We start from the raw sequence: 11,787 nt of genomic DNA on the forward strand, positions 1-11,787 counted from the left end.
TGTTCAGCAGCGAAGAAGCAAGATTATACGAACTCTTTTGAATCTTGCAAAGCCTTTTTTTCAAAAATTTCTTCGATGTCGTTCAGATGCGCGCGCGCCTCGTCGAACACGGCCAGATCGCCGCGCGCGAGCTTCTTGTTGTCCGACAGCACGCGACGCCAGCCGCGCGCGCCCGGCACGCCGCGATACAGAGCGAGCGCATGCCGCACGATCGCGCCGAGGTACGTGCCGCGCTTCAGTTCCGCCGCGCAGTATTCGATCAGCCGCGCCTCGGCCTCTTCGCGCGTCGGCGCGGCGTCGGTTGATCCGTAGAAGCGCGCATCGACGTCGGCGAGCACGTACGGGTTGTGATAGGCCTCGCGGCCGAGCATCACGCCGTCGACGTGCTCGAGATGCTGCGCCACCTCGTCGAGCGTCTTGATCCCGCCGTTGATCACGATCTCGAGCGACGGGAAATCGCGCTTCAACCGATACGCATAGTCGTACTTGAGCGGCGGAATCTCGCGATTCTCCTTCGGCGACAAGCCCTTCAGGATCGCATTGCGCGCATGCACGATGAACGTCGAGCACCCCGCTTGCGCCACCGTGCCGACGAAGTCGCGCACGAACGCGTAATCCTCGACCGCATCGACGCCAATCCGGTGCTTGACCGTCACGGGCACCGACACCGCATCGCGCATCGCCTTCACGCAGTCGGCGACGAGCTGCGGCTCGTTCATCAGGCACGCGCCGAATGCGCCGCGCTGCACGCGTTCGGACGGGCAGCCGCAGTTCAGGTTGATTTCGTCGTAGCCCCACTGCTCGCCGAGCTTGGCCGCACGCGCAAGATCGTCCGGCTCGCTGCCGCCGAGCTGCAGCGCGACCGGCGACTCGTTCGGCGTGAACGCGAGATGCCGCGCGACGTCGCCGAACAGCAGCGCGCCCGTCGTGATCATCTCCGTATACAGCCACGTGTTGCGCGTCAGCGTGCGATGGAACGAGCGGCAATGACGATCGGTCCAGTCGAGCATGGGCGCGACGGAAACGCGGCGAGGAGGAAGCAAAGACGAAGCGGACATGGAATCGGGCACAGGCGGCGCGGGAACAACCGGGCATTTTACCGCAACCGGCGCACGCCTGGCCGGCGCGGCTAACGCGCGCTCGCGTCGCCGAGTTCCGCGTCGACCGCGCGCCGCGCTTCGTCGAGCACGCGCTCGATCACGCGCCGCTCGGTCAGCAGGATTCCGTCGACCTTGACGAGCCGCCAGTCGATGCGCACCTTGCCGCGCTCGAGCACGCGGTAGTGCACATGCTCGCCGTCCCAAACCTGCTCGGTCTTTACCTCGATCTCGAAGCCGCGATAAGGCTCGCTGTAGTCGCCGAGATCGCTGCCTGTCGGTTCCATCGCACGCTCCGTCGTGCACGGCGCAACGCCGCCGGCGCGGCGCGCGCCGTCAGGTCAGTCGTATTTGTCGGACAAAACGGATTTGCCGTCGGCGGTCAGGTCGACGCGGCCGGCCGCGGCCTGATAGATCAGCCCCTCGTTCAGCAACGCGTAGACGACGTCGTCGAACGCAGCGGGCACCGGCCGGCTTTCGCCGAACCGGTCGATCCACTTCAGCGCCTCGATGGCTTCGGGAGAAAGAATGGGCGTCATGCGCGGCCTCCGGCATCGATGTCGCTCCATCCTAGCACTTCGCCCGGACGTCGAACACCGGCCGATCGGCCGACGAAACGGCCGTCTCGACGGCGCACCGCACGACGCCAGGCGGCATCGCCGCCCGACGCGTGCGGCCGCTCACAGCCGCGCGATCGATACCTCGGTCGATTTCACGAGCGCGACGACTTCGGCGCCCACCTTCAGTTCGAGTTCGTCAACCGAACGCGTCGTGATGACGGACGTGACGATGCCGAACGGCGTCTCCACGTCGACCTCGGACACGACGGGGCCGCGAATGATCTCCTTCACCTTGCCTTTGAACTGGTTGCGCACGTTGATTGCAGTAATGCTCATCGGGTTGATCGCTCCGAAAAAAAGTCGGGAAACGGGCGGCCAGTGCCGCCCGCGGATTAAACGGCCCAGCGGATCCGTGCGACGGACCGCCCGCCGCTCGCGTGGACGTTCGCGTCGGCGTCGCGCACTTCCTCCGTGCGTCCGCCGAGCACACGCTGCAGCACGCGGTCCTCGAGCGCGGCGAACGCTGCCGACGCCCGCGCGCGCGGCCGCTCGAGCGGCACGGGCTGGTCGAGCGCGACACGCCCCTGCTCGATCAGCAGGATGCGGTCGCCGAGCGCGACGGCTTCCTGCACGTCGTGCGTGACGAGCAGCGCGGTGAACCGATGCTCGCGCCACAGCCGCTCGATCAGCGCATGCATCTCGATGCGCGTCAGCGCGTCGAGCGCGCCGAGCGGCTCGTCGAGCAGCAGCAACTCCGGACGGTGCACGAGCGCACGTGCAAGCGCGACGCGCTGGCGCTGACCGCCCGAGAGCTGCGCGGGCCAGTCGTCCGCGCGCTCGAGCAGGCCGACTTCGGCGAGCACCGCACGCGCGTCGTCGCGCGCGCGGCGGCCGAGGCCGAGCATCACGTTCTGCAGCACGGTCTTCCACGGCAGCAGCCGCGCGTCCTGATACATGATTCGCGTATCGAGCGCGGCGCCGGCGGCACCGCGCGTCGCGAGCGTGCCGTCGCTCGGCTGCTCGAGGCCGGCGACGAGCCGCAGCAGCGTCGATTTCCCGCAGCCGCTGCGCCCGACGATCGCGACGAAGCTGCCGCGCGCGATCCGCAGATCGACGTCGTCGAGCACCGTGCGCGTGCCGAAACGCTTGCTGACGCCGCTCAGCGTCACCGCATCGTCGGACGCCGCATCGCCCGCGCGGCGCCGCGCAAGCGGCACGATGGCCGCACCGCCGTCGCGCTCGACGATCGCCGCGTCGCGCGCTGCGTCGTCCGCGACGCGCGTCTGCGCGAGTTCGGCTTCGAGATCGGCGCCGGCCAGCGGCCCGTAGACGGCCGCCGAAGTGGTCGCATTCATGCCTTCGCTCCTGATTGATAGGCCGGGTGCCAGCGCAGCGTCACGCGCTCGAGCCATTTCGCCAGCACGTCGGCCAGCTTGCCGAGCACCGCGTACAGCAGGATGCCGACCACCACGACGTCGGTTTGCAGGAATTCGCGTGCGTTCATCGTCATGTAGCCGATGCCCGACTGTGCGGAGATCGTTTCCGCGACGATCAGCATCACCCACATCAGCCCGAGCGCAAAACGCACGCCGACGAGAATCGACGGCAGCGCGCCCGGCAGAATCACGTGCCGGTAGAGCGCGAAGCCGCGCACGCCGTAGCTCTTCGCCATCTCGATCAGGCTCGCGTCGACCGACCGGATGCCGTGATACGTATTGATGTAGACGGGAAAGAACACGCCCAGCGCGACGAGGAACAGCTTCGCCTTCTCGTCGATCCCGAACCACAGGATCACGAGCGGAATCATCGCGAGCGCCGGAATGTTGCGGATCATCTGGATCGTCGAATCGAGCGCGACCTCCGCGGTCTTCGACAGTCCGGTCGCCAGCCCGAGCGCGAGCCCGACGCCGCCGCCGACCGCAAAGCCGAGCAGCGCACGCCAGGTGCTGACCTTGACGTTCGCCCACATCTCGCCGGACGTCACGAGCGACCACGCGGCCCGCACGACCGCGACGGGCTCCGGCAGCACGCGCGTGGACAGCCAGCCCGTGCGCGTACCGATCTCCCAGGCGACCAGCAGCGCGAGCGGCACGAGCCACGGCGCGATGCCGCGCCACGCACGGGCGGCGGCGCCGCCGGTCGTCGACGTTATCGTCGTCATTGCAGCCTCCCTTCGCTCAGCTCTGGCTCGTCTTCGGCAGATAGTTGTTGCCGACGATCTCGCCGAACGGCCCCGACAGCGGTCCGGTCGGACGCTGCGCCTGCTTGCCCTTGATCAGCGGGAACACGAGTTCCGCGAAACGGTACGACTCTTCAAGATGCGGATAGCCGGACAGGATGAACGTCTCGATCCCGAGCGCCGCGTATTCGCGCATGCGCTCCGCGACCTGCTCCGGATTGCCGACGAGCGCCGTGCCCGCCCCGCCGCGCACGAGGCCGACGCCCGCCCACAGGTTCGGATACACCTCGAGCGTCTCGCGGCCGCCGCGCTTGCCGCCGTGCAGCGCGGCCATCCGGCGCTGCCCTTCGGAGTCCATGTTCGCGAAGGCCTGTTGCGCGCGGGCGATCGTGTCGTCGTCGAGACGGCTGATCAGCCGGTCGGCGTCGCGCCATGCTTCGTCCTCGGTTTCGCGCACGATCACGTGCAGACGAATGCCGAACTTGATCTCGCGGCCGCGCGCCTGCGCCCGCGCGCGGATATCGGCGATCTTCTTCGCGACGGCCTCGGGCGGTTCGCCCCAGGTCAGATAGGTATCGATGTGGTCGGCCGCGATCGCATGCGCGGCCGGCGACGAACCGCCGAACCACAGCGGCGGATGCGGACGCTGCACCGGCGGATACAGCGCCTTGCCGCCCTTCGAGCGCAGATGCTTGCCGATATAGTCGAAGCCGTCGTTGTCGTGCGACGCGGCGAGCAGCCCGCGCCAGATATGCAGGAAGTCGTCGGTGATCTCGTAGCGCGTATCGTGATCGGCGAACAGCCCGTCGCCTTCGAGCTCGGCCGCATCGCCGCCCGTCACGACGTTGATCAGCAGACGGCCGCCGGACAGCCGGTCGAACGTCGCGGCCATTCGCGCGGAAAGCCCCGGCGACGCGATGCCGGGCCGCACGGCGACCAGGAACTTCAGCCGGCGCGTTGCCGGAATCAGGCTCGACGCGACGACCCACGCGTCCTCGCACGAGCGTCCGGTCGGCAGCAGCACGCCTTCGTAGCCGAGCGTGTCGGCCGCGACGGCGACCTGCCGGAAGTAGTCGTAGTCCGCGGCGCGTGCGCCTTCGGCCGTGCCGAGGTAGCGGCTGTCGCCGTGCGTGGGAATAAACCAGAACACATTCATCTGCTGCTCCTGCGTGACTGTCCTTGCCAGAATTGAGATAAAACGTCGCCCTGCTCGCGGCGCGCGTCGGCGCCGCATGCATGGTGTGCGTTCGAATCGGGATGGTTCGCCGGTCGGGCCGTGCGGCGGGCGAATGCGCGGATGCACGGCGGCTTCTGGGAAATCAGTCTAGGGACCGGGGCGAGGCTTTGGAACGATTTTTTTGAGCTTAGGTTTTCCGCTTTCGTGATTAGCGCGACGCTGCAGCGAATATGCGCCGGCCCGGCCCTATAATGACGCCCTGTCCGAACAACCGCGCGCATCCGGCTTCGCCGCACGCGCATGCAGCGCACTAACGACCGATGCAGAAAGTCATCCTGCCCTTCCTCTCCGGCTTCCTGGCCGCCCTGTTCTTCCGCGAAGCGACGCTGGCGCTGCTGCATACGGCCGATCTGATCGCCGCGGCCGGCTTCTCGACGCAGCCGTTCGCGCCGCTCGGTATTCCTGAATTTGTCGCCAACGCGCTGATCAGCGCGTGCTTCGCGATCCCGATGGCATGGCTGCTGCGCGTGTCGCCGGAGCGCGAGGCGCCGTGGATCGGCGCGCTGCTATTCGGCGGCATCGTGCTGACCGCCGCGCGCGTGTTCGCGATCGATCCGCTGCGCGGGCTCTGGCCGTCCGGCAACATGATGCCGGTGCTCGCGGCCGGCTTCGCGGCCAATGCGGTCTGGGGCTTCGGCGCGCTCGTGTTCATGCGCGCGTTCATGTCGGACGACGCCGGCGAAGACTGACCGGCGACGCACGGACGCCCGCGTTCGAACGCCCGTCGATCGCCGATCGCCGATCGCCGAACCACATACCGCGCATTCCAACGCCCACCAACGAAAAGGCCGCCTGCATCGACAGGCGGCCTTTTCATTTCGATAGGCCGCTTCACGCGGCAGCGCGCATTCAGTCCTTCAGATGACGCAGCGGATGCGTGTCGGGCGTCCACGGACTGTCGAACATTGCGAGCACGTCCGCGCGATCGACGTCGGCGATCGACTTGAACCGCCAAGCCGGCCGGTGATCCTTGTCGACGATCAGTGCACGCACGCCCTCGATCACGTCGCCGCGCGCGAACGTCGAGCGCGTGAGATCGAGATCGCGCCGCAGGCATTCGGCCATCGTCGCGCCGCGCGCGCGGTCGACGACTTCGAGCGACACGGCCATCGACAGCGGCGACAGCTCGCTGCGCATCGCATGCGTCGCCTTCTCGACCCAGCCGTCGACGGCAGCGCAGTCCTGCTCCGCCTCGAGCGACGCGACGATCGCGCCGATGTCGGGCTGCGCGAAATGCCGATCGATGGCGGCGCGCGCGTCGGCGAGCGCCGAGGTATCGGGCGTCGGTACGACCTTGTGCGCGGCCGCCGCATCGGCGACGCATGCAACGGCCTGCGCACCGTCGTCGAAGCGCGTGCCCTTCAGCGCGTCGATCAGCGCCGGCAACGCGGCGTCGGGCAGGTAGACGTCGGCAAGCTGCGCGGCCAGCGCGCCGGCCGCGTCGAGCGTCGCGCCCGTCACCGCGAGGTAGCGGCCGATCATGCCCGGCGTACGGGCCAGGAACCAGCTCATCCCGACGTCCGGAAACAGCCCGATGCGGGTTTCGGGCATCGCCATCTTCGTCGAATCGGTGACGACGCGCAGCCCGCCCGTATGCCGCGCGGCCTGCGAGATCCCCATCCCGCCGCCCATCACGACGCCGTGCATCAGCGCGATGTACGGCTTCGGATAGGTGAAGATCGCGTGGTTGAGCGTGTATTCCTCGATGAAGAACGTGTCGACCGCGTCGCGGTCGCCGCGCTGCCATGCGTCGTGGAAGAACCGTACGTCGCCGCCCGCGCAGAACGCGCGCGGGTGCGGGCTGTACACGACGACCGCGACGACGTCCGGATCGTCGCGCCACGCATCGAGCGCCTGCTGCATCGTGCGGATCATCCCGACGGACAGCGCGTTCAGCGCCTTCGGCCGGTTCAGTTCGAGAAAGCCGATGCGGTTCGCGACATACGCGCGCACGTCGGGCTGGGCGGATTCGGGAGAAGCGGAAGCGGTGTCGGTCATGAGCGTCTATCTATCGGGCAATCGTGCGCACGTTCAGTGCGCCTGCATCTTCGAGAACAGGTTCAGCACCACGACGCCCGAGATGATCAGGCCGAGGCCGATCACCGCCGGCAGGTCGGGCACCTGACGGTACAGCAGCATCGCGACGAGCGTGATCAGCACGATGCCTGCGCCCGACCACACCGCATAGATGATGCCGACCGGCATCGTGCGCAATGTCAGCGACAGGCAGTAGAACGCGACGCCGTAACCGGCCACGACGAGCGTCGACGGCCAGAAGCGCGTGAAGCCGTCCGCCGCGCGTAGCGCCGACGTGCCGATCACTTCCGCGACGATCGCGATCGCGAGCCAGGCGTATCCGGGCAGCTGCATCGTTCAGCTCCTCGCGAGCGCCAGCACGCCGTAGTCCTGACCGAGCTCGGCGCACAGCGTTTCGACGACGAATTCGTGATCGAGCCGTTGCGGCAGTCCCGACACGGTGACCGAGCCGATCACGCCGGCGCCCGCGACGGTCAGCGGAAACGCGCCGCCGTGCGGCGCGTATTCGGCGAGCGGCAGGCCGTGCTTGTCGGCGAGCGTCGTGCCGGCCTGCTGCATGCGCAGCCCGATCGCATACGAACTGCGGCGGAAATGCGCGACGACGTTGCGCTTGCGGCGCACCCAGTCGGCGTTGTCGGGCGTCGCGCCGGGCAGCGCGGAGAAGAACAGCGGGTGTCCGAACGTGGCGATGTCGATCGCGATCGCGTGCCCGCGCGACGCGGCGAGTGCATGCATGCGGTTGCCGAGCGCCCACGCGCGCGCGGGATCGAAGTGGGGAAACACGAGCGCCTGTTCCTGCGCGCCGATCGATTGCAGATCGTGAGCGATGTCCATGAATCCGTCGATGCTGTAATGAGAATCGCAACGGCGCCGCTGCGATCGCGGCCCCGCTGCCGGAGTGACGACACAAACCGCTCGATTCTAGCGCACGCGTCGTGCGTCCCGACCCCGGCCGCCTTTCGAACGCGATTCTCACAAAGTGCTTGCACGCGCTCGGGTTACTCCTTATAATTCAATCTTTCGACGGACGCGGGGTGGAGCAGTCTGGCAGCTCGTCGGGCTCATAACCCGAAGGTCGTAGGTTCAAATCCTACCCCCGCAACCAAGCGTCCCGATTTCCGCAGAAAGCCCGGCCTCGCGCCGGGCTTTTTGTTTTCCGTGCGGTTTCCGTCCGTCGTGTGCGCACCGCCGCGCGCCCGATGCGCGCGTTCGAGAATGCGCCGCCCCGGTGATACACTCGCAATCACCTCGTCCCTTCCATTCGACATGAAATTCTGCTCCGTCTGCGGCCACGAAGTCATCGCGCGCATCCCTCAGGGCGACAACCGCGAGCGCTTCGTCTGCGATCACTGCGGCACGATCCATTATCAGAATCCGCGCAACGTCGTCGGCACGGTGCCGGTATGGGGCGAACAGGTGCTGCTGTGCCGCCGCGCGATCGAACCGCGTTACGGATTCTGGACGCTGCCCGCAGGCTTCATGGAGATGGGCGAAACGACCGCCGAGGCGGCCGCGCGCGAAACGCTCGAGGAAGCCGGCGCGCGCGTCGAGGTGCAGAACCTGTTCACGCTGCTGAACGTGCCGCACGTGCATCAGGTGCATCTGTTCTATCTGGCGCGGCTCGTCGATCCGGAATTCGAGGCCGGCGAGGAAAGCCTCGAGGTCAAGCTGTTCGACGAAGCCGACATCCCGTGGGACGAAATCGCGTTCCCGACGGTCAGCCAGACGCTGCGCTTCTTCTTCGCCGATCGCGCGACCGGCGACTACGGCGTACACACCGGCGACATCTTCCGCTCGCTGCGCAACGGCTGAATCGGCCCATGGTTCCCTGGCTCGGCCCGGACGATCCGTTTCCGCCCGTCGAACGCGCGCTCGGACCTGCGACCGGCGCGCCGGGCCTGCTTGCCGCGAGCGCCGATCTGCTGCCGTCGCGGCTCATCGACGCGTATCTGCGCGGCATTTTCCCGTGGTATTCGGACGGCCAGCCCGTGCTGTGGTGGAGCCCCGACCCGCGGATGATCCTCGTGCCGGACGAGTTCAAGGTATCGCCGTCGCTGAAGAAGACGCTCAAGCGCGTGCTGCGCGATCCCGCATGGGAAGTGCGCGTCGATCACGACTTCCGCGGCGTGATGCGTGCGTGCGCACAGGCGCCGCGCCGCGGGCAGCGCGGCACATGGATCACGGCCGAGATCATCGACGCGTACACGTCGCTTTATCGCTCCGGCAATGCACACAGCATCGAGACATGGCACGACGGACGGCGCGTCGGCGGGCTGTACGGCGTCGCGTTCGGGCAGATGTTCTTCGGCGAGTCGATGTATGCGGACGTCACCGACGCCTCGAAGATCGCGCTGGCCACGCTCGTCGCCCACCTTCGCGAGCACGGGCTGGAGATGATAGACTGCCAGCAGAATACGTCGCATCTAGCGTCGCTCGGCGGCCGCGAGATCGCACGCAAGGCCTTTGTCGCTCACGTGCGCCGCGCGGTGGCCGAACCGCCGATTCCGTGGCAGTTCGACAAGCGCGTGCTCGCCGCGCTGACGGGCCGCACCGAGCCGGCGGCCCCTTCCGGGATCGAGCGCTAGCGCGGCACTCCATCCCTGCATCGAGAGCTGCCCATGACTCACCCGACTGAGCTGCCGCTTTCACCGCTTTCGGCGCTGCAATTCTATGCAACGGCGCCCTATCCGTGCAGCTATCTGGACGGCCGCATCGCGCGCTCGCAAGTCGCGACGCCGAGCCATCTGATCAACTCCGACATCTACACCGAGCTCGTGAAGGCCGGCTTTCGCCGCTCGGGCGTGTTCACCTATCGGCCGTACTGCGACGGCTGCCGCGCCTGCGTGCCGGTTCGCGTGCCGGTCGCCGCGTTCGCGCCGTCGCGCACGCAACGCCGGATGTGGAAGCGGCATCGCGCGCTCGTCGCGACCGTATCGCCGCTGCACTACGACGAAGATCACTACGCGCTCTACATGCGCTATCAGTCGGCGCGCCACGCGGGCGGCGGCATGGACCGCGACAGCCGCGACCAGTACGAGCAGTTCCTGCTGCAAAGCCGGATCAATTCGCGCCTCGTCGAATTCCGCGATCCCGATGCGCCCGACGGCGAGCCCGGCAAGCTGCGGATGGTCAGCATGATCGACATCCTCGGCGACGGGCTCTCGTCGGTCTACACGTTCTTCGAGCCGGACGATCCGCACACGAGCTACGGCACGTACAACATCCTCTGGCAGATCGAACAGGCGAAGAGCCTCGGCCTGCCGTACGTCTATCTCGGCTACTGGATTCGCGAAAGCCCGAAGATGGCGTACAAGGCCAACTTCCATCCGCTCGAAGGACTCATCGACGGCCGCTGGAAGGTGCTCGACCCGGCGCGCGTCGATCTGCCGCCCGTCGACGCCGCACTCGCGCGCGCGCCGCTGCCCGGCGGTCACACCGGCTCGGTGTGAGCGGTACGCGGCGCTGCCGCTTGCGCACCGGCAGCGCGCAAAGATGGTGGCGCGCGAGCACACCGGACCAAAGCCCGCCCCTGCCGCACAACTCCCGGTAAAATAGCGGGTTGTCATTCATTCCGGCTGTCCGCCCAATTCCCGTGTTCAGTTCCCTCTATCCGCTGGCCCGCGCATCCCTGTTCAAGATGGATGCGGAAGACGCTCACCACCTCACGCTGCGCGCGCTCGGCGCTGCCGGCCGCACGGGCCTCGCCTGCGCGCTGTCGGCGCGCGTGCCCGACGCGCCGCGTACGGTGATGGGCCTCACGTTCCGCAACCCGGTAGGCCTCGCGGCCGGTCTCGACAAGGACGGCGCGGCCATCGACGGCCTCGCGGCACTCGGTTTCGGCTTCATCGAGGTCGGCACGGTCACGCCGCGCGCGCAGCCCGGCAATCCGCGCCCGCGGATGTTCCGCCTGCCGCAGGCCGAGGCGCTGATCAACCGGATGGGCTTCAACAACCACGGCGTCGACCAGTTCGTGAAGAACGTGCAGGCCGCGCGCTATCGCGGCATCCTCGGCCTGAACATCGGCAAGAACGCCGACACGCCGATCGAGCGCGCCGCCGACGACTATCTGTACTGCCTCGAGCGTGTCTACCCGTTCGCGAGCTACGTGACGATCAACATTTCGTCGCCGAACACGAAGAACCTGCGCCAGCTGCAGGGCGCAGGCGAACTCGACGCGCTGCTCGCCGCACTGAAGGACAAGCAGCAGCGTCTGGCCGACCTGCACGGCAAGCTCGTGCCGCTCGCGCTGAAGATCGCGCCCGATCTCGACGACGAACAGGTCAAGGCGATCGCCGATACGCTGCTGCGCCACAAGATCGAAGCCGTGATCGCGACCAACACGACGTTGTCGCGCGCCGCCGTGCAAGGCCTGCCGCACGCGGACGAAGCCGGCGGGCTGTCGGGCCGCCCGGTGTTCGACGCGTCGAACGAGGTAATCCGCAAGCTGCACGCGGAAGTCGGCAGCGCGGTGCCGATCATCGGCGTCGGCGGCATTTTCTCGGGCGATGACGCGCGCGCGAAGCTCGCGGCCGGCGCATCGCTCGTCCAGCTCTATACCGGCTTCATCTATCGCGGCCCGGCGCTCGTGGCCGAATGCGTGAAGGCGATCGCGCGCGAGCGTGCCGCGTAATATAGGCATAAACAAACGATATTTAGACGTCGATTGTATTTTTGCTA

At 67.5% G+C, this 11,787-nt stretch carries 15 protein-coding genes and 1 tRNA gene; 6 read left to right on the top strand and 10 right to left on the bottom strand.

The window, feature by feature from the left end:
- Positions 1–23: 23 nt before the first annotated feature.
- From dusA to ssuD, 7 genes are all read right to left on the bottom strand, one after another.
- Positions 24–1,010, bottom strand: a complete 987-nt coding sequence (dusA, locus tag ACSHSS_RS13780; protein WP_445545096.1) for a tRNA dihydrouridine(20/20a) synthase DusA — start codon at positions 1,008–1,010, stop codon at positions 24–26.
- A 119-nt stretch (positions 1,011–1,129) separates the two neighbouring features.
- Complete coding sequence (locus tag ACSHSS_RS13785; RefSeq protein WP_445545097.1) at positions 1,130–1,384, bottom strand: hypothetical protein; 255 nt, start codon at positions 1,382–1,384, stop codon at positions 1,130–1,132.
- A gap of 54 nt (positions 1,385–1,438) precedes the next feature.
- Positions 1,439–1,636, bottom strand: a complete 198-nt coding sequence (locus ACSHSS_RS13790) for a hypothetical protein (RefSeq protein WP_006400183.1) — start codon at positions 1,634–1,636, stop codon at positions 1,439–1,441.
- A 141-nt stretch (positions 1,637–1,777) separates the two neighbouring features.
- Positions 1,778–1,993, bottom strand: coding sequence for a TOBE domain-containing protein (locus ACSHSS_RS13795; protein ID WP_006400187.1), 216 nt, complete (start codon positions 1,991–1,993; stop codon positions 1,778–1,780).
- Between the two features lie 56 nt (positions 1,994–2,049).
- Positions 2,050–3,012 (bottom strand): ATP-binding cassette domain-containing protein, encoded by a 963-nt coding sequence (locus ACSHSS_RS13800; RefSeq protein ID WP_445545098.1) that lies wholly within the window; start codon positions 3,010–3,012, stop codon positions 2,050–2,052.
- On the bottom strand, positions 3,009–3,818 hold the full coding sequence (gene ssuC, locus ACSHSS_RS13805; RefSeq protein WP_445545099.1) for an aliphatic sulfonate ABC transporter permease SsuC: 810 nt from the start codon (positions 3,816–3,818) through the stop codon (positions 3,009–3,011). The genes ACSHSS_RS13800 and ssuC overlap by 4 nt, the downstream gene beginning before the upstream one ends.
- Before the next feature lie 16 nt (positions 3,819–3,834).
- Complete coding sequence (gene ssuD / locus ACSHSS_RS13810) at positions 3,835–4,992, bottom strand: FMNH2-dependent alkanesulfonate monooxygenase (protein ID WP_445545100.1); 1,158 nt, start codon at positions 4,990–4,992, stop codon at positions 3,835–3,837.
- 341 nt (positions 4,993–5,333) lie between these two features.
- Here ssuD and ACSHSS_RS13815 point away from each other — a divergent pair, with 341 nt between their 5' ends.
- Positions 5,334–5,762 carry a hypothetical protein gene (locus ACSHSS_RS13815; protein ID WP_006414416.1) on the top strand — a complete coding sequence of 143 codons (429 nt, stop codon included), beginning with the start codon at positions 5,334–5,336 and terminating at the stop codon, positions 5,760–5,762.
- 160 nt (positions 5,763–5,922) lie between these two features.
- On the opposite strand, the gene ACSHSS_RS13820 is transcribed toward ACSHSS_RS13815, so the two are convergent.
- Genes ACSHSS_RS13820 through ACSHSS_RS13830 form a run of 3 tightly spaced genes read right to left on the bottom strand, consistent with a single transcriptional unit; the run spans position 5,923 to position 7,944 of the window.
- Positions 5,923–7,071: an enoyl-CoA hydratase/isomerase family protein gene (locus ACSHSS_RS13820; protein WP_445545101.1), complete on the bottom strand. Its 1,149-nt coding sequence runs from the start codon at positions 7,069–7,071 to the stop codon at positions 5,923–5,925.
- A 33-nt stretch (positions 7,072–7,104) separates the two neighbouring features.
- Positions 7,105–7,437 carry a DMT family transporter gene (locus ACSHSS_RS13825; RefSeq protein ID WP_369717621.1) on the bottom strand — a complete coding sequence of 111 codons (333 nt, stop codon included), beginning with the start codon at positions 7,435–7,437 and terminating at the stop codon, positions 7,105–7,107.
- Between the two features lie 9 nt (positions 7,438–7,446).
- Positions 7,447–7,944 carry a heme-degrading domain-containing protein gene (locus ACSHSS_RS13830; RefSeq protein WP_105842471.1) on the bottom strand — a complete coding sequence of 166 codons (498 nt, stop codon included), beginning with the start codon at positions 7,942–7,944 and terminating at the stop codon, positions 7,447–7,449.
- A gap of 194 nt (positions 7,945–8,138) precedes the next feature.
- Here ACSHSS_RS13830 and ACSHSS_RS13835 point away from each other — a divergent pair.
- The 5 genes from ACSHSS_RS13835 to ACSHSS_RS13855 all read left to right on the top strand — a co-directional run bounded on the left by ACSHSS_RS13835 (position 8,139) and on the right by ACSHSS_RS13855 (position 11,740).
- A tRNA-Met gene (locus tag ACSHSS_RS13835) sits at positions 8,139–8,215 on the top strand.
- Between the two features lie 161 nt (positions 8,216–8,376).
- Complete coding sequence (locus tag ACSHSS_RS13840; RefSeq protein WP_006400197.1) at positions 8,377–8,922, top strand: NUDIX hydrolase; 546 nt, start codon at positions 8,377–8,379, stop codon at positions 8,920–8,922.
- Between the two features lie 8 nt (positions 8,923–8,930).
- Positions 8,931–9,695 carry a leucyl/phenylalanyl-tRNA--protein transferase gene (aat, locus tag ACSHSS_RS13845; RefSeq protein WP_445545102.1) on the top strand — a complete coding sequence of 255 codons (765 nt, stop codon included), beginning with the start codon at positions 8,931–8,933 and terminating at the stop codon, positions 9,693–9,695.
- A 33-nt stretch (positions 9,696–9,728) separates the two neighbouring features.
- Entirely contained in the window at positions 9,729–10,559 is an 831-nt protein-coding gene (locus ACSHSS_RS13850) for an arginyltransferase (RefSeq protein WP_006400199.1), read from the top strand.
- A 143-nt stretch (positions 10,560–10,702) separates the two neighbouring features.
- A complete protein-coding gene (locus ACSHSS_RS13855) occupies positions 10,703–11,740 on the top strand; it encodes a quinone-dependent dihydroorotate dehydrogenase (protein WP_006400200.1) in 1,038 nt (345 codons plus the stop codon).
- Positions 11,741–11,787: the final 47 nt, after the last annotated feature.

The organism is Burkholderia sp. BC1 (genome assembly GCF_052683555.1).

Coding starts and splice junctions, on each gene's coding strand:
- dusA (WP_445545096.1), bottom strand. CDS start 1,010: ATGCTCGACTGGACCGATCGTCATTGCCGCTCGTTCCATCGCACGCTG.
- ACSHSS_RS13785 (WP_445545097.1), bottom strand. CDS start 1,384: ATGGAACCGACAGGCAGCGATCTCGGCGACTACAGCGAGCCTTATCGC.
- ACSHSS_RS13790 (WP_006400183.1), bottom strand. CDS start 1,636: ATGACGCCCATTCTTTCTCCCGAAGCCATCGAGGCGCTGAAGTGGATC.
- ACSHSS_RS13795 (WP_006400187.1), bottom strand. CDS start 1,993: ATGAGCATTACTGCAATCAACGTGCGCAACCAGTTCAAAGGCAAGGTG.
- ACSHSS_RS13800 (WP_445545098.1), bottom strand. CDS start 3,012: ATGAATGCGACCACTTCGGCGGCCGTCTACGGGCCGCTGGCCGGCGCC.
- ssuC (WP_445545099.1), bottom strand. CDS start 3,818: ATGACGACGATAACGTCGACGACCGGCGGCGCCGCCGCCCGTGCGTGG.
- ssuD (WP_445545100.1), bottom strand. CDS start 4,992: ATGAATGTGTTCTGGTTTATTCCCACGCACGGCGACAGCCGCTACCTC.
- ACSHSS_RS13815 (WP_006414416.1), top strand. CDS start 5,334: ATGCAGAAAGTCATCCTGCCCTTCCTCTCCGGCTTCCTGGCCGCCCTG.
- ACSHSS_RS13820 (WP_445545101.1), bottom strand. CDS start 7,071: ATGACCGACACCGCTTCCGCTTCTCCCGAATCCGCCCAGCCCGACGTG.
- ACSHSS_RS13830 (WP_105842471.1), bottom strand. CDS start 7,944: ATGGACATCGCTCACGATCTGCAATCGATCGGCGCGCAGGAACAGGCG.
- ACSHSS_RS13840 (WP_006400197.1), top strand. CDS start 8,377: ATGAAATTCTGCTCCGTCTGCGGCCACGAAGTCATCGCGCGCATCCCT.
- aat (WP_445545102.1), top strand. CDS start 8,931: ATGGTTCCCTGGCTCGGCCCGGACGATCCGTTTCCGCCCGTCGAACGC.
- ACSHSS_RS13850 (WP_006400199.1), top strand. CDS start 9,729: ATGACTCACCCGACTGAGCTGCCGCTTTCACCGCTTTCGGCGCTGCAA.